Here is a 23,941-nt window from a genome sequence, read left to right as displayed (position 1 = left end):
CGCATACTGGATCCATGGCCAGGTCCTGGATCCTGCACGTCGACCTCGACCAGTTCATCGCCGCCGTCGAACTGCTGCGCCATCCCGAGCTGCGCGGCAGGCCCGTCGTCGTGGGCGGCTCGGGAGACCCGACCGCGCCCCGCACGGTCGCCGCCACCGCCACGTACGAGGCCCGCGAGCACGGCGTCCACTCCGGCATGCCGCTGCGGACCGCGCTGCGGCGCTGCCCCGACGCCGTCTTCCTGCCCAGCGACCCGCCCGCCTACGAGGCCGCCTCCGAGCGCGTCATGGCCGTGCTGCGCGAGCTGCCGGTGCTCGTCGAGGTCTGGGGCTGGGACGAGGCCTTCGTCGGCGCGACCGTGGACGACCCCGAGGCGCTGGCCGCCGGCCTGCGGGCGGCCGTGCTCGACCGCACCGCGCTGAGCTGTTCCGTCGGCATCGGCGACAACAAGCACCAGGCCAAGCTGGCCTCGGCGTTCGCCAAGCCCGGCGGGATCTTCCGCCTGACCGGCGAGAACTGGGCCGAGGTGATGAACGACCGGCCGACCGACGCGCTGTGGGGCATCGGCGCCCGTACCGCGAGGAAGCTCGCCGGGCTGGGCCTGCGCACGGTCGCCGACCTGGCCGCCGCCGATCCGGCCCAGCTGGCCCGCGCCTTCGGGCCGGTCAACGGGCCCTGGTACCACTATCTGGCGCTCGGCAGGGGCGAGGCCGAGGTGGTCACCACTCCCTGGGTCGCCCGCGGCCACAGCCGCGAGACCACGTTCGCCCGTGATCTCACCGATCGCGACGCCGTCGCCGCCCGGGTGGCCGAGCTCGCCGGGCAGGTCGCCTCCGACGCGGCCGCGGCGGGCCGTCTGTGCGCACGGGTGACGGTCAAGGTGCGCTTCACCCCGTTCCTGACGCGCACCCGGCAGTCCACGCTCCCCGTGGCCACGGCCGACGCGCTGCTGCTGACCGAGGCGGCGCTCGCCGTGCTCGGCCGTGTCGACCTCGATCGTCCGGTCAGGCTGCTCGGGGTGGCGGTCGAATACACCCCGCCTGAGGCGTGAGCCCCGGCCTTCCCGGCCGGGGCCCATGCCTTCCCCTTGGTCAGAGCGGCGAGGACAAAGCCTGACTGGCCCTACTCTCCACCCTTTTGCACGTACGAACGCACAAATTCCTCTGCGTTCTCTTCGAGAACTTCGTCGATTTCGTCCAGGATCGCGTCGACATCGTCAGTGAGCTTCTCCTGTCGCTCCTGCACGTCCGGCGCCGCCGAGGCCTCGGTCTCCTCAACTTCGGTCTCACGCCGACCGGTCTGCTTCTGCCCGCCGGTGTCCTTGGTTGCCATGTCCTACCTCCGCTTGGGGGACTGCCTCTAGGCATATCTTCCCCGAACCGGGCGACATTTCGCGTCGAACACCCTGCGATCTTGCCCGCTTGACTGGATAGCTCTCCTATCCAATAATGGATCCACCTACCCACAAGGAGATCCCGACATGTCACCTTCTTCGCTGACCACGGCAGGTGTGCTCCTCATCACAGTCCCGACGATCGCGTTCGGTGGCGTGACGCTGCTGCGTTTCCTCATGCGCAACGAGCCGGGCTATCTGGACAACCCCGTCCGCAGGGGCCTGTGGCGGGCCGGGCACGCGCACGCGGGCGTACTGGTCCTGTTCAGCCTGGTCGCGATGTTGTACGTGGACCAGGCGAGCCTGCCTGAAGGCGTGAAGGCGTTGACGCGGATCCTCATCGTGGCCGCGCCCATCCTGATGCCGCTGGGTTTCTTCCTGTCGGTGCTGCGCCCGCGCGACACGAAGCCGAACAGGCTGATCTGGCTCACCGCGGCGGGCGGCGCGTCACTGGCGGCGGGCACGCTGACGCTGGGGATCGGCCTGCTGTGAGCCCCTCGCGGGGCCCGGTCTACTCCCCGCCGGTCAGCGCGGCGACCAGGTCGGCCGCGGTGTGGCAGCGGTCGAAGAGCTCGCCGACGTGGGCCTTGGTGCCGCGCAGCGGTTCGAGTGTGGGCACACGCTGCAGGGACTCCCGGCCGGGGATGTCGAAGATCACCGAGTCCCAGGAGGCGGCGGCCACCGACTCGCTGTACTGGCTCAGGCAGCGCCCGCGGAAGTAGGCGCGGGTGTCGGTGGGCGGCTGCTCGATCGCGCGCTCGACCTCCTCCTCGCTGATCAGGCGCTGCATGCGCCCGCGCGCCACGAGCCGGTTGTACAGGCCGCGGTCGGGGCGGATGTCGGAGTACTGGAGATCGACGAGCTGCAGCCGCGGGTGGGACCAGGGCAGGCTGTCACGGGTGCGGTAGCCCTCCAGGAGCTCCAGCTTGGCGACCCAGTCCAGTTCGCGCGAGAGCTGCATCGGGTCCTCGGCCAGGCGGGTGAGCACGGACTCCCAGCGGTCGAGGACGTCCTTGTTCATCTCGTCCTGGGCGGTGCCGCGCTCCTCGACGTACTTGCGGGCCTGCTCCAGGTACTCCATCTGGAGCTGGACGGCGGTGAGCTTGCGGCCGTCGCGCATCGAGATCTCGTACCGGCAGGTCGGGTCGTGGCTGACCGCCCGCAGCGCCTGGACGGGGTTCTCCACCGCCAGGTCGCGGGTCAGGAAGCCCTCCTCGATCATGGCCAGGACGAGCGCGGTGGAGCCGAGCTTGAGGTAGGTGGAGATCTCCGACATGTTGGCGTCGCCGATGATCACGTGCAGCCGGCGGTACTTCTCCGGGTCGGCGTGCGGCTCGTCGCGGGTGTTGATGATGGGCCGCTTGAGCGTGGTCTCCAGGCCGACCTCGACCTCGAAGAAGTCGGCGCGCTGGCTGATCTGGAAACCCTCGCCGCGGGAGTCCTGGCCGATGCCGACCTTGCCCGCGCCGACGACGACCTGCCGGGAGACGAAGAACGGCGTCAGGTGCCGGACGATGTCGGCGAACGGCGTGGCCCGCCGCATCAGGTAGTTCTCGTGGCAGCCGTAGGAGGCGCCCTTGGCGTCGGTGTTGTTCTTGTAGAGCTGGATGGGCGCGTTGGACGGGATCGCCGAGGCGCGGGTGGCCGCGTCGTACATCACGCGCTCGCCGGCCTTGTCCCAGATGACCGCCGCCCGCGGGTTGGTGCACTCCGGCGAGGAGTACTCGGGGTGGGCGTGGTCGACGTAGAGCCTGGCCCCGTTGGTGAGGATGACGTTGGCCAGCCCGAGGTCCTCGTCGGTGAGCTGACTGGGGTCGGCGACCTCGCGAGCCAGGTCGAAGCCGCGCGCGTCGCGGAGCGGGTTCTCCTCCTCGAAGTCCCAGCGCGCTCGGCGCGCGCTGGCCGCCGAGGCGGCCAGGTAGGCGTTCACGACCTGGGAGGAGGTCACCATCGCGTTGGCGCCTGGCTGACCTGGTACGGAGATGCCGTATTCGGTCTCGATGCCCATCACCCGACGCACCGTCATGCAACACCCTCTGTTCGTCCGGATCTGCCTATCCGCCGTTTATATGCCCGAGCCTATGCCCTTCACAGTGCCCCGAGGCCACAGAGTTATGGCACCGACGCCTTTTCAACCTGTACGGCGGAGCTTGTTGTGGTTTGCGGGGATCTGCGGGGCTTGAGTAGTCGCTGGATCGGCCGTTCGGCAAAGGAGTAGATCAGATACGACAACACGACGGCCGCCACGGTCGTGACCAGGGCCACCGCCCAGGGGGGCAGGTCGCCGGTGAGCAACGGGATGAGCGCCGCCGCGGTGACCCCATGGAAGAGGTAAAGCGGGTAAGTGGTGGCCCCGAGCGCGGTGAGCGTCCTGGACGGTTTGAGCCGGATCAGGCCGAGGGCGACCAGGGCCATGGCGATGAAGATCAGGGTGATGGTGACGATCACGCTGGTGTCGGTGACCGGCATGTTCTTGAACCCGGCGGCGTCGATGCGGCGGTGTACGCGGCCCAGCGCGGCGGGGATGGCCATGGCGTACCCGGCGGCGACGTACAGCCACGGGAGCAGGGCCTTGCGGTTGCGGTGGATGAGATACAGGGCCATGCCGGCGACGAAATAAGGGGCGTAATCGGGCATGAGGATCTCGTTCAGCAGGTCGTTCTCGATCATCCTGGCGGCCAGCGCGGCGGCCAGCCAGACGCCCGAGAAGACCAGCACCCGCCCGTACGTGACGCCCACGATCACCAGGATCGCGATCAGCAGGTAGAAGCGCAGCTCGGCCCACAGCGACCAGTAGACGCCGCTGGCGTCGGCCACCTTGAACAGCCGCTGGAACATGGTGGCGTTCACCAGGTACTGGCCTGGTGAAAGTTTTGGGTCCAGCGCGGTGGCGCCGGTCAATCCGTACAGGGCCGCGACGGCGCCCAGGCTCAGCCAGTACGCCGGGTACAGCCGCACCAGCCGCGACCGGGCGAACGCCCCCAGCCCCCTCCCCCAGACCGTCATGAGGATGACGAACCCGCTGATGACGAAGAACAGCTCGACGCCGAGGATGCCCAGCCCGGCGATGGGGGCGAGCGGCGGGAACAACGCCGCGGGCCGGGCGCCCCAGACCGAGGCGAAGGCCACCAGGTAGTGGAAGGCGACGACCGCCAGGGCGGCGACGAAACGCAGAAGGTCGAGTTCGGCCAACCGGCCGTCTCCCCGAGCATGCTTTGGCCGGTTAGCTTGGTGCACGCCCTTTTTGACGACCTGCTGATCACTTTGGTTCCACAGGTCCCTCCGTTCCCACGAGCAACACGCGCGCGGCGGGGCCGGGCGCCGGGGCCTCGCGGGTGCCCGGGTCGAGGGCGAGCAGCCCCGCGGCCCCCGCCGCGCCGCACTCCGACAGCGCCACGCCCTCCCCCGCGAGCAGGGCCGCGGCCTCGGCGGCCTGCTCGTCGGCCACGGTGACGAACAGGTCGGCCTGGCGGCGCAGCAGGTCGAAGGCGAGCAGGGACGGTTCGAGGCAGTCGAGCCTGCCCAGGCGGGTGGGGGCGCCGGTCGCGTGCACTGGCTCGCCCGCGCGGGCGCTCTCCAGCAGGCAGGGGGCGCCCTCAGGCTCGACCACGACGACCGTCGGCCGCTCGCCCCACCGGTCGCGGGCATACCCGGCCGCCGCGGCCGCCAGCCCGCCCACCCCCGCCTGGACGAACAGATGGGTGGGCGGGATCTCGATCTCGTCGAACAGGACGGTGTAGCCGCGCATCACGTCCAGGGGGATGTCGCTGTAGCCCTCCCAGGAGGTGTCGGCGACCAGGCGCCAGCCGTGCTCCTGCGAGGCGTGCAGCGCGGCGGCGAGGCTGGCGTCGTAGTCGTCGCCCTCGCGGCGCACCTCGGCGTCCAGGGCGCGCAGCCGGTGCGCGAACGGCTCGGGGACGCCGTGGCTGAGGTAGACGACGCAGCGCGCGCCGAGCTCCCGGGCCCCGGCCGCGACCGAGATGCCGTGGTTGCCGGCGCTCGCGCACACGTACGTGGTGCCGCCGCCGTCCCGTTCGGACAGCCGGTGCACGGCGTAGGCCCCGCCGAGCGCCTTGAAGCTGCCCAGGCCCATGCGCCCGCTCTCGTCCTTGACGTGCACGGTGCCCGCTCCGCCCAGACCGGTCAGGGTGTGCACCGGGGTGGGCCGGTAGGCCGGGTGGCGGGCGAAGTGGGCGCGGGCGCGGCGGGCGTGCTCGGCGCCGATCAGCTCGCGGTCGCGCTGGGTGTAGGGCGTGCGGCCGGGGTTGAAGAAGTGCATGATCGCATGCTAGGCCGGGCCGGCCGCCGACCCCGGCTGCCGGGGCCGTCGCCGACGTGCGGCGTTCCCGCCGGGGTCCAGGACGGGATCAGGACGGACGGTCGCGGGCGGCGGCGACGGCGGCCTGGCCGAGGCTGACGCCGCCGTCGCCGGGCGGCACCCGGGTGTGGGTGAGCACCCGGAAACCGGCCGCGCGCAGGCGTTCGACGGTCCGTTCGAGCAGCAGCGCGTTCTGGAAGACGCCGCCCGACAGCGCCGTGGTGTTCAGGCCGGTGTCGTCCCTGAGCATGACGCAGCAGCGTACGACGGCGTCGGCCACGCCGTTGTGGAAGCGGCCCGCGATCGTGCCGGTGCCGGTCCCGGCCGCGACGTCGGCGGCGGCGGCCCGTACGAGGTCGGCGGCGTGCACGACGAGCAGGTCGCCCTCGGTGATGGTGGCGGCGTAGGAGCCGGTCTCGTACGGGTCGGCACGCTGTTCGAGCTCGGCGGCCGCCTGCCCCTCGTACGTGATCGTGTCCCGGATGCCGAGCAGCGCCGAGACGGCGTCGAACAGGGGGCCCGCGCTGGAGGTCATGGGGGCGTCGACCCCGGCGCGGGCCAGGGCCAGCGCGTCGGGCCAGTGGGCGGCGTTGCGGCGGACCACGTCCAGGCCGGGGTGCTCGTCGCGCAGGTAGGCGGCGGCCATGCGCCACGGCTGGCGGGTCGCGGCGGCGCCGCCGGGCATGGGCACCAGAGCCAGGTGGCCGAGCCGGTGGCAGGAGGTCAGGTCGGCGCGCAGGAACTCCCCGCCCCACAGTGTGCCGTCGAGGCCGCGGCCGGGCGCGTCGAGGGCCACGCCGATCACCGGGCCCGTCTCCCCGTTGTCGGCCAGGCAGGAGGCGATGTGGGCGTGGTGGTGCTGGACGCCGACGAGTTCGACGCCGGTCAGCTCCAGGGCGTGCCGGGTGGACAGGTAGGCGGGGTCGAGGTCGTGGGCGACGACCTCGGGCCGGATGTCGAACAGGCCGCAGAAGTGGTCGATGCCCTCGACGAAGGAGCGCAGCGTGTCGTGGTCGTCCAGGTCGCCGATGTGCTGGGACAGGAAGGCGCGCCGGCCGCGTACCAGGCAGAAGGTGCCGCTCAGCTCGGCGCCGCAGGCCAGCACCGGGCGGGGCGCGGGCCGGCGCAGCGTGAGCGGCTCGGGCGCGTGGCCGCGCGCCCGGCGCAGCTCGGTGTGGCCGCCGGACCACGGGCGCAGCACCGAGTCGTCGGTACGGACGTGGACGGCCCGGTCGTGCACGAGGAAGGCGTCGGCGATGCCGCCGAGCCTGGTGACCGCGTCGGCGTCCTCGTGGGCGATGGGCTCGTCGCCGACGTTGCCACCGGTCAGCACCAGGGGCTCGGCCAGCTCCCCGAGCAGCAGGTGGTGCAGCGGCGTGTACGGCAACATCAGGCCGAGATCGCGGCGGCCGGGTGCGACCGCCGCGGCGACGGGCGCGTCCGGCAGCCGGGGCAGCAGCACGATCGGCCGGGCGCGGCCGGTGAGCAGCGCGGCGGCCTGCTCGTCGACCGCGCACAGCCGGCGGGCCTGGTCGAGGCCCGCGACCATGACGGCGAACGGCTTCTCCGCCCGGTGCTTGCGGGCCCGCAGGGCGGCGGCGGCCTCCGCGTGGGCGGCGGCCACGGCCAGGTGGAAGCCGCCCAGGCCCTTGACGGCGACGACGCGGCCGGCCCGCAGCAGGGTGGCGCAGCCGGCGATCGGGTCGCCGCACAGGTCGGCGCCGCGGGCGTCCAGCAGGCGCAGGTCCGGGCCGCAGGCGGGGCAGCAGATGGGCTCGGCGCGGAATCGGCGGTCCGCGGGATCGTGGTACTCGGTCGCGCAGGCGGCGCACATCGCGAACCCGGCCATGGTCGTCAGCAGCCGGTCGTAGGGCACGCCGCGCACGATGGTGAAACGCGGCCCGCAGTTGGCGCAGGCGATGAACGGGTAGCGGTGGCGGCGGCCGGCCGGGTCGGCCAGCTCCCGCAGGCAGTCGTCGCAGGTGGCGGTGTCGGCCGAGACGAGGGTGCGGCGCGGGCCGGCCGGGTCGCCGGCGGTGATGGTGAAGCCGCTGTGACCGGCGGGCTCGCCGCTGACGACGGTGACGCTCTCGATCTCCGACAGGGCGGGCGCGTCGCGCTCCAGCGCGGTCAGGAACTCCTCGACCCCGGCCAGGGCGCCCTCGACCTCGATGAACACCCCGTCGACGTCGTTGCGCACCCGCCCGGCCAGGCCGAGCCTGTTGGCCAGCGAATACACGAAGGGGCGGAAGCCCACTCCCTGGACGACGCCTTCGACGTGCACGTCCACCCGTTTGCAGACTGTCACAGGCCCCAGTGTGCGCCTCATCGGGGCACCTTGCATGCCGTATGGCGCGTGTCGCGGGCCCTTCCGGCGCGGACGGCCCGCCCGGGGCGGCCGGGATCGGGCGGGGGCGGGCGGGGGCGGGCGGGGGCGGACATGGAAAGGGCCGCGCGGACGGCCGCGCGGCCCTTTCCATGTGGTTCCACTACAGGTATTGGCCGGTGTTGGCGACCGTGTCGATCGAACGGCCGGCTTCGGTGCCCTGCTTGCCGGAGACCAGCGTGCGGATGTAGACGATCCGCTCGCCCTTCTTGCCGGAGATGCGGGCCCAGTCGTCGGGGTTGGTGGTGTTGGGCAGGTCTTCGTTCTCGGAGAACTCATCGACGCAGGCGGTGAGCAGGTGCTGGACCCGAAGGCCCTTCTGTCCGCTCTCCAGGAACTGCTTGATGGCCATCTTCTTGCCCCGGTCGACGATGTTCTGGATCATCGCGCCGGAGTTGAAGTCCTTGAAGTAGAGCACTTCCTTGTCACCGTTGGCGTAGGTCACCTCGAGGAAGCGGTTCTCCTCGCTCTCGGTGTACATGCGCTCGACCACACTCTGGATCATGCCGTGGATGGTCGCCTCGCGAGAGTCGCCGTGCTCGGACAGATCGTCGGGGTGCAGGGGGAGCTCGGCCAGCAGGTACTTGGAGAAGATGTCCTTGGCCGCCTCGGCGTCGGGCCGCTCGATCTTGATCTTCACGTCCAGGCGGCCGGGCCGCAGGATCGCGGGGTCGATCATGTCCTCGCGGTTGGAGGCGCCGATCACGATGACGTTCTCCAGGCCCTCGACGCCGTCGATCTCCGACAGGAGCTGAGGGACGATGGTGTTCTCCACGTCGGAGGACACGCCCGAGCCTCGGGTGCGGAAGATCGAGTCCATCTCGTCGAAGAACACGATCACCGGGGTGCCCTCGGAGGCCTTCTCGCGGGCCCGCTGGAAGACCAGGCGGATGTGCCGCTCGGTCTCGCCGACGTACTTGTTGAGCAGCTCGGGGCCCTTGATGTTGAGGAAGAAGCTCTTGCCGGACTGGCCGGTCTTCTCCGCGACCTGCTTGGCCAGGGAGTTGGCGACCGCCTTGGCGATGAGCGTCTTGCCGCAGCCGGGCGGGCCGTAGAGCAGCACGCCCTTCGGGGGACGGAGCTTGTGCTCGCGGAACAGGTCGGCGTGCAGGTAGGGCAGCTCGATGGCGTCCCTGATCTGCTCGATCTGCCGCATGAGCCCGCCGATCTCCTCGTAGGAGATGTCGGGGACCTCCTCGAGGACGAGCTCTTCGACTTCGGACTTGGGTATGCGCTCGTAGACGTAGCCGGAGCGGGGTTCGAGCAGGAGCGAGTCGCCGGCCCTGATGGGCTGGCCGACCAGCGAGTCGGCCAGTCGCACGACGCGCTCTTCGTCGGCGTGCGAGATGACCAGGGCCCGCTTGCCCTCGTCCAGCAGCTCCTTGAGCATGACGATCTCGCCGACCTCTTCGTAGCCGAGCGCCTCGACCACGTTGAGTGCCTCGTTGAGCATGACCTCCTGGCCACGGCTCAGCGAGTCGACGTCGACGGCGGGGCTGACGTTCACGCGGAGCTTGCGCCCTCCGGTGAACACCTCGATCGTGCCGTCTTCTCGGGCCTCAAGGAAGGTGCCGAAGCCCGACGGCGGCTGCGCCAGCCGGTCGACCTCCTCCTTGAGAGCGACGATCTGGTCCCTGGCCTCCTTGAGTGTTGCCACCAGGCGCTCGTTCTGGCCGGTCACGGCCGCGAGATTCGCCTGTGCCTCGTGGAGACGTTCTTCGAGGACCCTGGCCTGACGGGGTGACTCGGCCAGCTTCCGCCTCAGCGCGGTGATCTCCTCCTGGAGGAAGGAGACCTGTGTTGAAAGATCAGCGACCTCCCGTTCGCGCTGCGCGGCTCGAGCCTCAGCATCATCGCGAGCTGCCACGCCCGTCACCTCCTTCCCAGTCGAGGGCGACTACTAAGGACCTTACCTATCTCGGGCCCCTCCGTAACCTGGCCGGGCAGTGTTCGTCGAGTGACATTCAGTGTTCGGTGAATTATCCCCAATGGTGCGTTTAATACTCCCAGCATATGAACACGGCGATCTGTTCCCGTGTTACGCACCAACGCACCCTCGTGGCCAAATTGTCATAGTTCCTCGGTGGTTCCCTTCGGTCGGCGGCGTCGCGGTGGCGGCGTCACTCCGTCTGCCATGCGGCGGGCGCTGACGAGGAAACCGGTGTGGCCGATCATCCGGTGATCGGGACGAACCGCGAGCCCTTCGACATGCCAGTCGCGAACCAGGGTCTCCCACGCATGAGGCTCGGTGAAACACCCGTGATCGCGAATGGCCTCCACGGTCTTGGACATCTGGGTGGTGGTGGCGACGTAGCAGCAGATGACGCCGCCCGGCGTGAGGGCCTTGGCGGCGGCGTCGACGCACTCCCAGGGGGCGAGCATGTCGAGGATGACGCGGTCGACGTCGGCCTCGTCGATCGAGGAGACCAGGTCGCCGAGGACCAGGCGCCAGTTGTCGTCCATGGGGCCGCCGAAGAACTTCTCCACGTTCTTGCGGGCCACCTCGGCGAACTCCTCGCGGCGCTCGTAGGAGGTCACGTGGCCCTCGGGGCCGACGGCGCGCAGCAGGAAGCAGGTCAGGGCGCCGGAGCCGACGCCGGCCTCGATCACCCGGGCGCCGGGGAAGACGTCGGCCATGCCGACGATCATCGAGGCGTCCTTGGGGTAGATCACGGCCGCGCCGCGCGGCATCGCCAGCGTGTAGTCCTGCAGGAGGTGGCGGAAGGCGAGGTAGGCGGTGCCGCCGGAGGAACGCACGACCGAGCCTTCAGGCTGCCCGATCAGATCGCTGTGCGGGATGGCGCCCTTGTGTGTGTGGAAGACGCCGTCCTGCTTGAGCGTGATCGTGTGGCGCTTGTTCTTGGGGTCGGTGAGCTGCACCTGATCCCCTGCCTGGAACGGCCCATGCCTGCGGAAACCCATGGCGGCAAGGTTATATGGGTTTCTCGTGCCTCCGGACGCGCGGTATCTATGGGGGATGCTCCCGCGCGACGTGATCTCCACCGGCCCCCTGATCCTGCGAACCCCCGCCGACGGCGACGCCGAGTCGATCGTGCGGGCGTTCGACGACCCGGTCACCGCCCGGTATCTGCCGCTGCTGCCGGCCCCGTACCGGCTGGAGGACGCGCACGACTACCTCAAGCACGCCGAGGACAAATGGCGCTCGGGCGGCGCGGAATGGGCGATCACCGAGGACGGCCGCTACTGCGGCTCGATCGGCGTCCGGCCGCCCACCCGCTGGGGCGTGGTCGAGATGGGCTACGTGGTGGCGCCGTGGGCGCGCGGCAGGGGCGTGGCGAGCCGGGCGGCGAGGGCGGTCGGCGACTGGCTGGCCGACCAGGGCGTGCACCGGGTGGAGTTGCAGACCGAGGTGGAGAACGTGGCCGGTCTGAGGGTCGCGCTCAAGGCCGGATTCCTTGAGGAGGGGCGGCGGCGTCAGGCCAAGCGGGCGCGTGACGGGCGCTGGGTCGACCTGGTGGCCTTCGCCAGGATCGCCGGGGAGTCGGCGCAGGCCGACGAGCCGTACCTGCCCTTCTTCGACGGCGGCGAGCTGAGCGACGGCGTGGTGCGGCTGGCGCCGCTCACGGCGGACGACGCCCCGGCCTACAACCGGATGATGGGCGACCCGAGCGTGACGGCCTACTCCCTGACCCCGCCCGCCTCCCTGGAAGAGGACGAGCGGCGCTGCCGCCGCACCGGCTACTGGTGGGCCACCGGGCAGCGGATCGAGCTGGCGGTCAGGGACGCCGCGACCGGCGACTTCGCCGGGCACCTGCAGCTCATGCAGGTCGTCCCCGTGCTCGGGCAGGCGATGATCGGCTATTCGCTGGTGCCGGACTTCCGCGGCAGGGGGTTCATGACGCGGGCGGTGCGGCTGCTGGTCGACTGGGCGTTCGCGCGTACGGCCCTGCACCGGATCGTGGCGGGCACCGACGTGGACAACGCGGCCTCGCACGCGGTGCTGGAGCGGGCCGGGTTCAGCAGGGAGAGCCTGCACCGGGAGCTGTTCCCGAAGCCGGACGGCACCCGGGCGGACGACATCGAGTGGGTACGCCTGCGCCCGTCATAAGGCGCTCGCCCTGAGGCCGTCGTAAGGGACCGGACCGGGACAGCGCCCGAAATACGGAAAAATCGCAATTTCCTCTGAAGGGGTAGTCAAAGGCCGCATCGAGGATGATACTCCGGGCACCGCTCGGAGTTTCGCGTGATCGAGCCGCGCGATCTCACCCCCTCCAGCAGGGAATCACCCCGATGCCAAACAACCGTGTCGATATCGCCATGCGCGAACTCATCACCGCGTTCTCCTGCCTGGAAGTCGCGGACGTGATCGAACGGCTGGCGCGCGCTGCGCCCGCCGTGGCGGGCACCGCCTACGCGGGGTTCGTGCACGTGGACGCGCTGCGGCGGGACGCCCGTCCGGTCCACATGCACGCGCCGCCCGGCGACCCGCTGCGGGTGCGGCCGTGGCTGACCGGGTCCGGGGTGCTGAAGGAGCTGGCCGCCGCCGACGAGGCCGTACGGCTGGCGCCCGACGACGCCATGGACGAGCCGGGCTTCCTGGCCGTACCCGTGCCGGCGTGGGCGCGGGACCATCCGTTCCTGTGGGTGGCCGGGCGGGGGTTCGAGGAGGGCGACGAGCACCTGCTGAGCCGGTTCGCCACGGCGGGCGGGCGGGCGCTGGAGGGGGCGGGCGGGCTGGAGGCGGCCGTACGGCTGCTGCGCGGCGTACGTTCGTTCCGGTCCCGCTGACCTTTTCGGGACGGCCCGGATCCGGGGTTGCGCGGGGCCGTGATTGCCGATCCGAATTTTTCCGGAAACGTCATGCATTAAAGATGACATTTCCCTTTTCGCCGTGAAGTCGGGGCGGGCAGGGCATTTAATGCGGGATTTCCGCCAGGCCCGCTGGAAGCGCTTTCCGTAAAAGCCCGCACTCCCTCCGGAAAGGGGGTACGGGCTTCGGGAAGGGGGTCAGCCGCGGTGGGCCTCGAAGCGCAGGGTGCGCGAGACGCCGACGCGGACCGTCGTGCCGGGGGCGATGGTGACCGGCTCGTTGGGCGGGATGTCGTAGAAGTTCGGGTCGCCGGGCGGCTGGATCTGGGTGCCGTTGACCGAGCCCAGGTCGACCAGGTTGACGTCCCAGCCGTCGAGGGCCACCCGCAGGTGGCGGCGGGAGACCGAGCCGTCGGGGCTGGTGACCTTGGCGGGCCGCGCCGAGCCGCCCGCCACCTCGGGCGCGCGCTCCGGGTCACGGCCCAGCAGGTAGTCGCTCTCCAGCGGCAGCGCCGTGCCGTCGTCGAGGATGAGCACCCCGAGCGAGGGCCGCGGCCCCTTGTACGGCACCAGCGTCCGCTGCACCAGCGCGATGCCGCAGACGGCGCAGTAGGGCACCCTGGGGTCGTTGAAGTGGTCGTTCTTGCAGTCGACGCCGTAGACCAGCGGGCGGTCGCCGTGGTCGCCCTGCTCCTGCTGCTGCGGCGGCGGACCCGGGTGGTCGAAGTGCTCCGGCGGGCCGAGCACGGGCGGGGCCGGCTGGTCGAAGTGCTCGGGCGGGCCCATGTGCTGCTGCTGGTCGGCCATGCCGGTGCCGGGCGGCGGCAGCTCGTCGTAGGACGGGAACTGCTGCTGGGGCTCGGGGTGGGGCTGCTCGTGCGGCGGGAGGTAGGGCGGCTGCGAATCGTGCCCGAACGGAGGCTGTTCGTGCCCGAAGGGCGGCTGCTCGTGGCCGTAGGGCGGCTGTTCGTGCCCGAACGGCGGCTGCTCCTGGCCGAACGGCGGCTGCTCCAGCGGCGGCGGGCCGGGATGGGCGCCGGAGTGCGGGAGACCGCCCTGCGGGCCCGAGGACGCGCCCTGGACGAGCGGCGGCTGGTCGGCCAGCGGGTAGGGAGGCCGCTCGACCGGCCGCTCCGGCGGCGGGGCCAGGTCGGGCTCCATGTGCAGGGCCGTGTTGGGCATCTCGCTGGTGAGCGGCCTGGACTGGGCGGGCGCCTGCCTATGGGGACGGGCCTGGAACGGCTGGTCGGTGAGGTCGCCGATCAGGCCGCCGCCGTGGACGACGCCGCCGTCGAAGCCGACCGCCGGGTGCGGGCTGCCGGCGCCGGGCAGGGTGAGCTCGACGCGTTCGACCGGGCCGCTGATCAGCCGGTCGGCCCAGGTCAGCGAGTCGCTGCCGGCCAGGCGCGTCTCGCCGCCGGAGGTGCTGACGGAGGCCGCCGCCGAGCCGCTGACCAGCACGGCCACGCCGGTGCCCACGGGACCGGCGACCGCGCAGGTGGCCGGGTCGCCCGCCATGTTGGCGGCCAGCACCTGCGCCGCGCGGCGGGCCAGGGCCCGGCCGTCGCCGCCGGAGGCGGCCGTCTCGCGCAGCGCCTCCAGCAGGCCGTCGGCGGCCGCCTCGCCCGCGTCGCACACCCGCAGCAGCCCGCCCACGTAGGCGACCAGCCCGTTCCCAGGAAGGGGACGCACCACTCCGAAGCCCTGGCCGCTCATGCGCCCTCCCTCATGACGACCGTGCTGCGCTCATCGGTGCCCTCGCTGCGCTCGGTCACTCAATTCTCCTCCCCGGAAACCGGCGATGTCACGGCACCCGCACTGCCGTGCCGGCCACCAGCCATACGCATACCCAGACCACGAGCCGGTGTCGCGGCCGAGTCGTCTCGATTCGGTGAACCGGCGGACCACGACGAACCCTTCAAGTGTGCAAGTTTGGCCAAACAGAACACTATCGGCCAGCCGTCCTGGCATCGAAATCGCCGGGCTACGGGAAGTGGCCGGACAAGACCCTAGCCGCTGACGCGCCGATCATGTCAGACGCCGCTGAAGACGCGGTTGACATCGGCGGTGGCGAGCACGCCGTAGATCTCGCCGCCGTGCTCCACCAGCAGGTACTCCCCCGCCGGGGCCGAGCGCATGGCGTCGATGAGCGGCTCGCCCACCAGGTCGGCGGGGAGCACCGTGGTCGGTTCGATCGCCTTGGCCAGCGAGCCCACGTCCACCCACGGGCGGCGGTGCTCGGGGGCGGCGTGGACGGCGGCCTCGTTGACGATCGCGACCGGACGTCCCTCGTGGTCGACCACCACCAGGGCGCCCGCCCGGCGTTCGGTGGCCTGGCGCAGCGCCTCGGCCAGCGGCGTCTCGGCCGCGACCGGGATCGCCCTGCGGGCCAGGGCCCGCGCGTTGACCTGCGGGATGCGGGCGCGGATGCGGGCCACGCGCAGCGACTGCGTGGCGCCCATCCAGATGAAGGAGGCCAGCACCACCGGCCACAGCAGCTCGACCGGGTCGAACTCCTGCCCGCTCGCCATCGACGTCGCGAACGGCAGGACGACGAGGAGCACGGCCAGCACCCGGCCGCCCCAGGCGGCCACGACGGTGCCGGAGCCGGGGTTCCTGGTCAGCTTCCACACCCCGGCGCGCAACATCCGGCCGCCGTCGAGCGGCAGCCCGGGCAGCAGGTTGAACACGCCGACGATGAGGTTGGCCACCCAGAGCTGCCAGATGAGCACCTCGGCGATGCCGCCGTCGTTGATCAGGTACGTGTCGGCGAGCAGGCCGAGCCCCGCCAGGCCGAGCGACAACGCCGGCCCGGCCGCGGCGACCAGGAACTCCTTGCCCGGCGTGGGCGGCTCCTTCTCGATCTCCGAGACGCCGCCGAGGAAGTAGAGGGTGATCCGGCGCACCGGCAGGCCGAACGCCTTGGCCAGCACGCTGTGGGCCAGCTCGTGCAGCAGCACCGAGACGTAGAGCAGCACGGCGAAGACGAAGGCGACCGCGTAGGCGACGGTGTTGTCCAGCTCGGGCAGCATGTCGCGCATCCGGGGGCCGAACATGACGGTGATGAAGGCCGCGACGATGAACCACGTCCACGAGACGTACACCGGGATCCCGAAGGGCCGCCCCATCCGAAGGCCGGGGAACTCCTGACGCGGGCTCTGCTCGCTCACCGCACTCCTCGTACGTCCATTACGTGCTGTTGCTGCCTCGATGCTACGCGCCCGATCACGTGTTCCTCGTCCCCGAGAGAGTTATTCTGTCGGGGTCTTGACCTAGAGTGCGGTGCATGACGTTGACCGAACCGGTGATCATCGGAGCTCTCTCCCCGTCCCGGGCAGGCGATTTCATGACCTGCCCCCTGCTCTACCGGTTCCGGGTCATCGACCAGCTGCCCGAGAAACCCTCCCCCGCGGCCGTGCGCGGCACCGTGGTCCACGCGGTGCTGGAGCGGCTCTACGACCTCCCGGCCCCGCGTCGCTCGGTGCAGGCGGCGCTGGAGCTGCTGGAGCCCCAGTGGCAGCGGCTGCTGGAGGAGGACGCGCAGTATTCGCGGATGTTCGCCGACGACGCCGAGCAGGCCGAGTGGCTGGCGCAGGCGCGGGGCATGCTGGAGCGCTACTTCACGCTGGAGGACCCGACCCGGCTGGAGCCGGCCGAGCGCGAGCTCTACGTGCAGGCGGTGCTCGACGGCGGCCTGATGTTGCGGGGCTACGTCGACCGGCTCGACGTCGCGCCGACCGGCGAGGTCCGGGTGGTCGACTACAAGACGGGCAGCGCGCCCGGCCCCGACTTCGAGGCCAAGGCGCTGTTCCAGATGAAGTTCTACGCGCTGGTGTTGTGGCGGCTGCGCGGGGAGGTCCCCAGGCTGTTGCAGCTGGTCTACCTGGGCGGGCGCGGCGAGGTGCTGCGCTACGCCCCCGACGAGGCCGACCTGCTGGCCACCGAGCGCAAGGTGATGGCCCTGTGGACGGCGATCGAGCGGGCGCTGGAGACGGGTGAGTGGCGGGCGCGCCGCAGCCGCCTGTGCGACTGGTGCGACCACCAGGCGCTGTGCCCGGAGTTCGGCGGCACCCCGCCGCCGGTGCCCGACCGTCAGCCCGGCGACACGGTGCGCAGCAACCGGCGCGCGGCCACCGACGAGCTGTAGCCCTCCGGCAGGCCGTTCCTTATCCTCCCGAGGGAGGAGGTTCCAGGCTCTCACCTGGGCCTACAGTGAAGCGGTGCGGATCGACCGAACCCTGTTCCACGACACGGTCCTGGCCGTGGTGGTGGCCGCGGCCTCGGTGACGCTCTTCCTGCTCTACGGGCCCGAGAGCCTGGAGACGCCGGAGCTGGTTCCCGAGGGCATGCGCGCGCCCGACGCGCTCGGGGCCGCGCTGCTGGTGCTGGCCGCCGCGCCGGTCGCGGTGCGCAGGCGCTGGCCGCTGGCGGCGCTGTGCGCGGGCCTGGTGCCCGAGACGCTGCTGACCGCCTTCGGCTACGGGTCGGGGGTGTCCGGCGTCTCCGGCCTGGTGCTGCTGTACTCGGTGGCCTCCAATCGGGGGCTGGCGGTGGCCCTGGGCGGGCTGATCGTCTCGCTGCTGACGTACCTGGTGGGGGCGCTGGCGGGGCCGGTGACACTGCCGGGGCCCAGCGGGCACGTGGTGGCGGTCGTGGTGCTGAGCGCCGTCTGGGGGGCGGGCAGGAGCCTGCGGCTGCGGCGGGCGTACCTGGAGGAGCTGCGCGACCGAGCGGCCAGGCTGGAACGGGCGCACGCGGCCGACACACGGGCCGCGCGGGCCGAGGAGCGTTCGCGCATCGCCCGCGAACTGCACGACGTCGTGGCCCACCACGTGAGCGTGATGACGGTGCAGGCGGCCGCGGCGCGGCGGGTGCTGGCCTCCGATCCCGACCTGGCGTGTGAGGCGCTGTCGGCGATCGAGAACACCGGGCGGCTGGCCATGACGGAGATGCGCAACATCGTGGGCGTGCTGCGTACCGACGCGCGGGCCGAGCTGGGGCCGCAGCCCGGCGTGGGCGATCTGCCCGGCCTGGTGGAGCAGATGCGCGAGGCGGGGCTGCCCACGCGGCTGCGGGTGGAGGGCGAGCCGCGGCCGCTGCCCGCCGGGATCGACCTGGCCGCCTACCGGCTGGTCCAGGAGGGGCTGACGAACAGCCTGCGGCACGCCGGAGCGGGGGCCGAGGCGGTGGTCACGGTCTGCCACGCGCCCACCGGTCTCGACGTACGCGTCGAGGACGACGGCAAGGGCGCGACCCCGGCGCCCGACCGGACGGGCCACGGGCTGGTCGGCATTCGCGAGCGGGTCGCACTCTATGGTGGAATTCTGAACATCGGTCCGCGACCGGGGGGCGGTTTCGAGGTGCGGGCGAAGTTCCCGTTGAAGGACGGCCAATGACGATCAGAGTGTTGCTGGTGGACGACCAACCGCTGCTGCGCACGGGATTCCGCCTGATTCTGGAGGCCGAGTCCGACATCACCGTGGTCGGCCAGGCCGGCGACGGCAAGGCCGCGATGGAGCAGACCAGGGCGCTGCTGCCCGACGTCGTGCTCATGGACGTCCGCATGCCCGGGGTCGACGGCATCGAGGCGACCCGCAGGATCGTGCGGGAGGCCGCGCCCACGGCGCACGTGCCGAAGGTGCTGGTGCTGACCACGTTCGACCTCGACGAGTACATCGTGGAGGCGCTGCGGGCGGGGGCTTCGGGGTTCCTGCTGAAGGACGTGCCGCCCGACGAGCTGGTACAGGCGATCCGGGTGGTGGCGGCCGGCGATGCGATCGTGGCGCCGAGCGTCACCAGGCGGCTGCTCGACCGGTTCGCCAAGCGGCTGCCCTCGCCCTACGAGCAGGCCACGCCGGCCCGCCTCGACCGGCTGACCGAGCGGGAGCTTGAGGTGCTGCGGCTGATCGCCAAGGGCATGTCCAACGCGGAGATCGCGGCCAAGCTCGTGGTGAGCGAGACGACGGTCAAGACGCACGTGGGCAACGTGCTGACCAAGCTGGGGCTGCGCGACCGGGTGCAGGCCGTGGTGCTGGCGTACGAGACCGGGCTGATCACGCCGGGCGCGCTGTCCTGAGCCGCCGCCCCGGCAGGAGGGCGGCGGCCGGGAGCCCTCAGGCCTGCGTGACCGCGGCGGTCGCGGCGGCGGGCGCGTTCTCCGGGAAGTGGCAGGCCACGCGGTGGCCGCCGGCCACCGTCTCCAGGGGCGGCTCGACCGTCTTGCAGATCTCCTGCGCCTTCCAGCAGCGGGTGTGGAAGCGGCAGGCGGGCGGCGGGTTGAGCGGGCTCGGCACGTCGCCGGTGAGCCTGATGCGCTCGCGTTCCTTGCGCGCCTTGGGGTCGGGCACGGGCACGGCCGACAGCAGGGCGTTGGTGTAGGGGTGCATCGGCGAGCTGTAGAGGCTCTTGCGGTCGGCGATCTCGACGATCTTGCCCAGGTACATGACCGCGACCCGGTCGCTGATGTGGCGCACCACCGACAGGTCGTGGGCGATCACGACGTAGGTCAGGTCGAGCTCGTTCTGCAGGTCTTCCAGCAGGTTGACGACCTGGGCCTGGATGGACACGTCGAGGGCGGAGACCGGCTCGTCGGCGATGATGAGCTTGGGCTTGAGCGCGAGCGTACGGGCGATGCCGATGCGCTGCCGCTGGCCGCCGGAGAACTCGTGCGGGTAGCGGTTGTAGTGCTCGGGGTTGAGCCCGACCAGGGCGAGGATGTCCTGGACCGCCTTCTTGACACCGTTCTCGGTCTGCACGCCCTGAATGCGGAACGGCGCGCCGACGATGGTGCCCACGGTGTGGCGGGGGTTCAGCGACGAGAACGGGTCCTGGAAGATCATCTGCATGTCGCGGCGGAGCGGCCTGAGCCTGCCCTGCCCCATGTGCGTGATGTCCTGGCCCTCGAACACGACCTTGCCGCCGGTCGGCTCCAGGAGCCGGGTGACCAGGCGGCCGGTGGTGGACTTGCCGCAGCCGGACTCGCCCACCAGGCCGAGCGTCTCACCCTTGAAGACGTCGAAGCTGACCCCGTCGACCGCCTTGACGGCGCCGACCTGCCGCTTGAGCAGGCCCTTCGTCACAGGGAAGTGCTTCTCCAGCCCCTGGACGGAAAGAAGCGGCTCGTTCGCGGTCACCGTCTCGCTCACTGGTTCTCCAGCACTGGCTTGATCTCGTTCTCCCACAGCTCCCGCCGCTCCGTCCTGCTCATGTGGCAGCGCACCAGGTGGCCGCCCTCGGTCTCGATCAGGCCGGGCACCTCGCTCTTGGCCTTGCCCGCGGTGCGCTCGACGTAGGGGCAGCGGGGGTGGAAGGCGCAGCCCGGAGGCACGTTGATGAGCGAGGGCGGTGAGCCCTTGATCGGCATCAGCCGTTCGGTGGGCTCACGGTCGAGGCGGGGCATCGATCCCAGTAGACCCCATGTGTAGGGGTGCTCGGGACGGTAGAAGATGTCGTCGGCCGTGCCGAACTCGATGCACTTGCCGCCGTACATGACCAGGATGTCGTCGGACAGCTCGGCCACCACACCCAGGTCGTGGGTGATGATGATCAGCGCGGAGTTGAACTCGCGCTGCAGGTCGACCATGAGGTCGAGGATCTGGGCCTGCACGGTCACGTCGAGCGCGGTGGTCGGCTCGTCGGCGATGAGCAGTTCGGGGTCGCACGACAGAGCCATGGCGATCATGGCGCGCTGGCGCATGCCGCCGGAGAACTCGTGCGGGTAGGAGTCGACGCGGCTGCGCGGCTCGGGGATGCCCACGCGGCCCAGCATGTCGATGGCGTGCTTCTTGGCGACGGCCTTGGACACCTTGTGGTGGATCCGGTACGCCTCGATGATCTGGTCGCCGACCGTGTAGAACGGGTGCATCGCCGACAGCGGATCCTGGAAGATCATCGCCATCTTCTTGCCGCGCAACCCGCGTACGTGCTCCTGGGAGGCGCCGACGAGCTCCTCGCCGTCGAGCCAGATCTCGCCCGAGACGTTGGCGCCCTTGCCCTTGTGCAGGCCGAGGATGCCGAGGCTGGTCACCGACTTGCCCGAGCCGGACTCCCCGACGATGCCGAGCGTCTTGCCGCGTTCGAGGCTGAAGGTGAGCCCGTCGACCGACCTGACCAGGCCGTCGTCGGTCGGGAAGTGGATCTTCAGGTCCTTGACGTCGAGAAAGGGACTCACGCCAGCCTCACTCTCGGGTCAACGACCGCGTAGAGCAGGTCGACGATCAGGTTGGCCAGGATGATGAAGGTCGCCGCGACGATCGTGACGCCCATCACCTGGGGAAGGTCGTTGTTGCTGATGGCGTCGACGGCGTACTTGCCGATGCCGGGCAGCGAGAAGGTGCTCTCGGTCAGGACGGCGCCGCCGAGCAGCAGCCCCAGGTCGAGACCGAACATGGTGAGCACGGGGGTGAGCGTGGCCCTCAGCCCGTGTTTGAGCACCACCTTCCGCTCCGCCAGGCCCTTGGCCCTGGCCGTGCGGATGTAGTCCTCCGACATGGTCTCCAGCATGCCCGCCCGGGTGAGCCGGGCGTAGCCGGCGGCGTACAGGAAGGCGAGCGTCACCCAGGGCAGCATGAGGTTGTTGGCCCAGGTGAGCGGGTCTTCGCTGATCGGCACCCAGTCGGCCACGTCGCCGACCAGCCCGAGCTGGTCGCGGAAGATGGCCAGGGAGACGATGCCGGTGAAGAAGATCGGCAGCGAGACGCCGGCCAGGGCGATGCCCATGGACAGGCGGTCGAAGAAGCTGCCGCGGCGCAGCGCCGACAACACGCCGGTGGCCACACCGAAGATGACCCAGACGACTGCCGCGCCGAGCGCCAGCGACAACGTGATCGGCAGGCGGTTGAGCAGGTCGGGCAGGACCGGGTTCTGGGTGACGTAGCTGTAGCCGAAGCAGGGCGCGGGGCAGTGCTCGATGCCGGGGCCGTAGTTGCGGTCGACGCCGACGAAGATGCCCTGCACGAAGCGGCCGTACTGGACCAGGATCGGGTCGTAGAAGCCCAGGCGCAGAGCCGTGTCGTGGATCACCTCGGCGTTGGCCGCCTTGCCCACGTACCGGGAGGCCAGGTCGTCAGCGGACATCCCAGCGAGCCGAGGCACGAGGAAGAAGATGGCGAACGTCGCGATGCTCACCACGAAGAGCAGCATGACGGCCGCTATCAACCGTCTGAGAATGTATGTGAACACTGATCTCGGCCATGGCGGCCGGGCCTTGTGGGCCCGGCCGCCGAAGCCTTCACCTGCTTTCGGTACGTGACGTTCCGGCAGTATGCGCCGTTGCTACTGGGTGCTCAGCGTGAGGAACTCGTACATGCCCCAGTTCTGGGAGACGAAGACGTTCTTCAGCGTCGGCGGCCGGTAGAACAGGCCGTGCGCCCAGACGTAGGGGAGGATGAACGCCGACTCCATGACTTCCTTGTCGACGGCGGCCCAGATGGCGTTGCGCTTGCTCGCGTCGGTCTCGCCCGCGGCCTGGTCGATCAGCTCGTCGATCTTGGGGTCCTTCACGCCGAGGTTGGTGTTACCGGCGGGACGGATGACCCGGCTGTCGACGATCTGCTGGAAGAAGCCGAAGCCCTCGGGGTAGTCGGCGCCCCAGCCGTAGACCATGAGGCCCAGGTTGTTCTTCTTGGCGAAGTCGGGCTTGCCGGCGTACAGCTTGAAGTAGTCACCCTGCGGGAAGCCCTTGAGCTCCAGCTTGATGCCCACGCGGCTGAGCGACTGCTGCAGCGCCTCGGCGGTCTGCTTCTCGGCCGAACGCTCGTTGCGGAAGGAGATGGTGGTGCTGAAGCCGTTGGGCTGGCCGCAGGCCGCCAGTTCTTCCTTGGCCTTGGCGACGTCACCGGTCGGGTTGGCCTCGACGCCGTAGGGGTCGATCTTCTCGTAACCGGTCATCTTGGCCGGCATGAGGCTGAGGGCCACGTCGCCACCGGCGTCGGGGCCGCCGTAGGCGCCCTGGATGGCCGAGCGGTCCGTCGCGTACAGCACGGCCTTGCGGCAGTGGATGTTGTCGAACGGCGGCACGTCACCGTTGATGTTGGTGAACCAGGTGCGGTCGATCGGGGCCGAGTCGGCGTACTGCTTGACCTTCTCGTCCGTCAGGACCGTCTTGCGGGCGTTGGCCGCCACACCGGTGCTGTTGACCTTGACGTCGATCTTGCCCGAGAGCAGACGCTGGTCGAGGTCGTCCTCGTTCTGGCCGAGCAGCACCTCGATCGAGTCGTTGAGCTGCTTGCGGTTGGGGTCGGTCGCCGCGTCCCAGTTGGGGTTCTTGACAAGCTCGATGCGCTTGGTGAGCTCGTGCGCCTTGAACATGTACGGGCCGGACGCGACCGGGTGCTCCTTGTACTTCGAGCCGGTGTCCTTGGCCTCGGGCACGGGGGCCGTCTGCGGGAGCATGGCGAAGTAGTCGAAACCGCCGTACGCCTTCTTCAGGTGGAAGACGATCGTCTGGTCGTCGGGCGTCTCGATCGCCTTGAAGTCGTCGAGCTTGCCCTTCATCTTGTACGGGCCGGTGTAGCTGCCGACGTCGAGCCAGTCGTTGAAGTACGTCGGGCCGCTGGGCAGGATGTCCTTGTCCAGCGAGCGCGCCACGCCGTACTTGACGTCCTTCGAGGTCACCGGGGTGCCGTCCTCGAACTTGACGCCCTTGCGCAGCTTGTACGTCCACGTCTTGCCGCCGTCGCTCGGCGTGCCCAGGCCCTCGGCCAGGTCGCCGACGAGCTGCAGGCCCTCCTCGCCGGGGACCGGCTTGAACATGGTGAGCGCGCGCGTGTAGAGGCGGGCGAAGTTCCAGGCGTAGCCGTAGTACATGTCGCCCGGGTCCACCGAGTCGAAGTCGCCGGGCATGCCCATGTGGAGCGTGCCGCCGGTCTTCTCCGACGGGTTGATGATCTCGGTCACACCGGCGTTGTACTTGCTGGACGGCTTCGCGTCGTTGCCGGAGCCGCTGGTGCTCTTGCTGCCACCACCGCCACCGCCACACGCCGAGACGACCACGGCGAGAGCCGCGGTGACCGCGACCGCCGACGCCTTAGATCTCATCTTCATCGACCTGACACACCCCTTGTATCTAGGAGT

Annotated in this window: 20 protein-coding genes; 7 read left to right on the top strand and 13 right to left on the bottom strand. The window is 70.6% G+C overall.

The window, feature by feature from the left end; all coding sequences use genetic code 11:
- Positions 1-14 precede the first annotated feature (14 nt).
- The gene (locus DMB42_RS36545; protein ID WP_125642628.1) at positions 15-1,052 is read left to right on the top strand and encodes a DNA polymerase IV; all 1,038 of its coding nucleotides are present in this window, start codon (positions 15-17) and stop codon (positions 1,050-1,052) included.
- Between the two features lie 71 nt (positions 1,053-1,123).
- On the opposite strand, the gene DMB42_RS36540 is transcribed toward DMB42_RS36545, so the two are convergent.
- Positions 1,124-1,333 carry a ubiquitin-like protein Pup gene (locus tag DMB42_RS36540; RefSeq protein WP_020547596.1) on the bottom strand — a complete coding sequence of 70 codons (210 nt, stop codon included), beginning with the start codon at positions 1,331-1,333 and terminating at the stop codon, positions 1,124-1,126.
- Positions 1,334-1,481: 148 nt separating this feature from the next.
- On the opposite strand from DMB42_RS36540, the gene DMB42_RS36535 reads away from it, so the two are divergent.
- The gene (locus tag DMB42_RS36535; protein ID WP_125642625.1) at positions 1,482-1,886 is read left to right on the top strand and encodes a hypothetical protein; all 405 of its coding nucleotides are present in this window, start codon (positions 1,482-1,484) and stop codon (positions 1,884-1,886) included.
- Positions 1,887-1,905: 19 nt separating this feature from the next.
- Here DMB42_RS36535 and dop read toward each other — a convergent pair whose 3' ends face one another.
- From dop to DMB42_RS36505, 6 genes are all read right to left on the bottom strand, one after another.
- On the bottom strand, positions 1,906-3,420 hold the full coding sequence (gene dop, locus DMB42_RS36530) for a depupylase/deamidase Dop (protein ID WP_312024783.1): 1,515 nt from the start codon (positions 3,418-3,420) through the stop codon (positions 1,906-1,908).
- Between the two features lie 86 nt (positions 3,421-3,506).
- Positions 3,507-4,586 carry an acyltransferase gene (locus DMB42_RS36525; protein WP_260478151.1) on the bottom strand — a complete coding sequence of 360 codons (1,080 nt, stop codon included), beginning with the start codon at positions 4,584-4,586 and terminating at the stop codon, positions 3,507-3,509.
- Between the two features lie 67 nt (positions 4,587-4,653).
- On the bottom strand, positions 4,654-5,673 hold the full coding sequence (locus tag DMB42_RS36520; RefSeq protein WP_125642620.1) for a pyridoxal-phosphate dependent enzyme: 1,020 nt from the start codon (positions 5,671-5,673) through the stop codon (positions 4,654-4,656).
- An 88-nt stretch (positions 5,674-5,761) separates the two neighbouring features.
- Positions 5,762-8,020 (bottom strand): carbamoyltransferase HypF, encoded by a 2,259-nt coding sequence (gene hypF / locus DMB42_RS36515; RefSeq protein WP_260478150.1) that lies wholly within the window; start codon positions 8,018-8,020, stop codon positions 5,762-5,764.
- Positions 8,021-8,201: 181 nt separating this feature from the next.
- Entirely contained in the window at positions 8,202-9,974 is a 1,773-nt protein-coding gene (gene arc / locus DMB42_RS36510; RefSeq protein ID WP_221762511.1) for a proteasome ATPase, read from the bottom strand.
- Between the two features lie 194 nt (positions 9,975-10,168).
- Positions 10,169-11,020, bottom strand: a complete 852-nt coding sequence (locus tag DMB42_RS36505) for a tRNA (adenine-N1)-methyltransferase (RefSeq protein WP_125642614.1) — start codon at positions 11,018-11,020, stop codon at positions 10,169-10,171.
- Positions 11,021-11,075: 55 nt separating this feature from the next.
- Between DMB42_RS36505 and DMB42_RS36500 the strand changes: the two genes are divergently transcribed.
- Both DMB42_RS36500 and DMB42_RS36495 read left to right on the top strand, forming a co-directional pair.
- Positions 11,076-12,167: a GNAT family N-acetyltransferase gene (locus DMB42_RS36500; RefSeq protein ID WP_125642611.1), complete on the top strand. Its 1,092-nt coding sequence runs from the start codon at positions 11,076-11,078 to the stop codon at positions 12,165-12,167.
- Positions 12,168-12,349: 182 nt separating this feature from the next.
- Entirely contained in the window at positions 12,350-12,847 is a 498-nt protein-coding gene (locus DMB42_RS36495) for a hypothetical protein (RefSeq protein ID WP_125642608.1), read from the top strand.
- Positions 12,848-13,066: 219 nt separating this feature from the next.
- Here the strand turns inward: DMB42_RS36495 and DMB42_RS36490 are convergent, their stop codons facing one another.
- Positions 13,067-14,584 carry an FHA domain-containing protein gene (locus DMB42_RS36490; RefSeq protein WP_125642605.1) on the bottom strand — a complete coding sequence of 506 codons (1,518 nt, stop codon included), beginning with the start codon at positions 14,582-14,584 and terminating at the stop codon, positions 13,067-13,069.
- A 317-nt stretch (positions 14,585-14,901) separates the two neighbouring features.
- Positions 14,902-16,038 carry a site-2 protease family protein gene (locus DMB42_RS36485; RefSeq protein WP_125642602.1) on the bottom strand — a complete coding sequence of 379 codons (1,137 nt, stop codon included), beginning with the start codon at positions 16,036-16,038 and terminating at the stop codon, positions 14,902-14,904.
- Between the two features lie 116 nt (positions 16,039-16,154).
- Here DMB42_RS36485 and DMB42_RS36480 point away from each other — a divergent pair, with 116 nt between their 5' ends.
- The 3 genes from DMB42_RS36480 (at position 16,155) to DMB42_RS36470 (ending at position 18,944) form a co-directional block, all read left to right on the top strand.
- On the top strand, positions 16,155-17,015 hold the full coding sequence (locus DMB42_RS36480) for a RecB family exonuclease (protein ID WP_125642599.1): 861 nt from the start codon (positions 16,155-16,157) through the stop codon (positions 17,013-17,015).
- Positions 17,016-17,088: 73 nt separating this feature from the next.
- Positions 17,089-18,264 (top strand): sensor histidine kinase, encoded by a 1,176-nt coding sequence (locus tag DMB42_RS36475; protein ID WP_125642596.1) that lies wholly within the window; start codon positions 17,089-17,091, stop codon positions 18,262-18,264.
- Positions 18,261-18,944 (top strand): response regulator transcription factor, encoded by a 684-nt coding sequence (locus tag DMB42_RS36470; RefSeq protein ID WP_125642594.1) that lies wholly within the window; start codon positions 18,261-18,263, stop codon positions 18,942-18,944. The genes DMB42_RS36475 and DMB42_RS36470 overlap by 4 nt, the downstream gene beginning before the upstream one ends.
- Positions 18,945-18,981: 37 nt before the next feature.
- On the opposite strand, the gene DMB42_RS36465 is transcribed toward DMB42_RS36470, so the two are convergent.
- The 4 genes from DMB42_RS36465 to DMB42_RS36450 all read right to left on the bottom strand — a co-directional run bounded on the left by DMB42_RS36465 (position 18,982) and on the right by DMB42_RS36450 (position 23,911).
- A complete protein-coding gene (locus DMB42_RS36465) occupies positions 18,982-20,013 on the bottom strand; it encodes an ABC transporter ATP-binding protein (protein ID WP_185845037.1) in 1,032 nt (343 codons plus the stop codon).
- The gene (locus tag DMB42_RS36460) at positions 20,010-21,038 is read right to left on the bottom strand and encodes an ABC transporter ATP-binding protein (RefSeq protein WP_125642588.1); all 1,029 of its coding nucleotides are present in this window, start codon (positions 21,036-21,038) and stop codon (positions 20,010-20,012) included. Before DMB42_RS36460 ends, DMB42_RS36465 begins: the two co-directional genes overlap by 4 nt.
- On the bottom strand, positions 21,035-22,048 hold the full coding sequence (locus DMB42_RS36455; RefSeq protein ID WP_125642585.1) for an ABC transporter permease: 1,014 nt from the start codon (positions 22,046-22,048) through the stop codon (positions 21,035-21,037). Before DMB42_RS36455 ends, DMB42_RS36460 begins: the two co-directional genes overlap by 4 nt.
- Before the next feature lie 93 nt (positions 22,049-22,141).
- A complete protein-coding gene (locus DMB42_RS36450) occupies positions 22,142-23,911 on the bottom strand; it encodes an ABC transporter substrate-binding protein (RefSeq protein ID WP_125642582.1) in 1,770 nt (589 codons plus the stop codon).
- Between the last annotated feature and the right edge of the window lie 30 nt (positions 23,912-23,941).

This window comes from Nonomuraea sp. WAC 01424, assembly GCF_003947315.1.
Taxonomy (GTDB): domain Bacteria; phylum Actinomycetota; class Actinomycetes; order Streptosporangiales; family Streptosporangiaceae; genus Nonomuraea; species Nonomuraea spiralis.
Note: the sequence above shows the minus strand (reverse complement) of the source record. Positions and strands in the feature narration are given on the sequence as shown.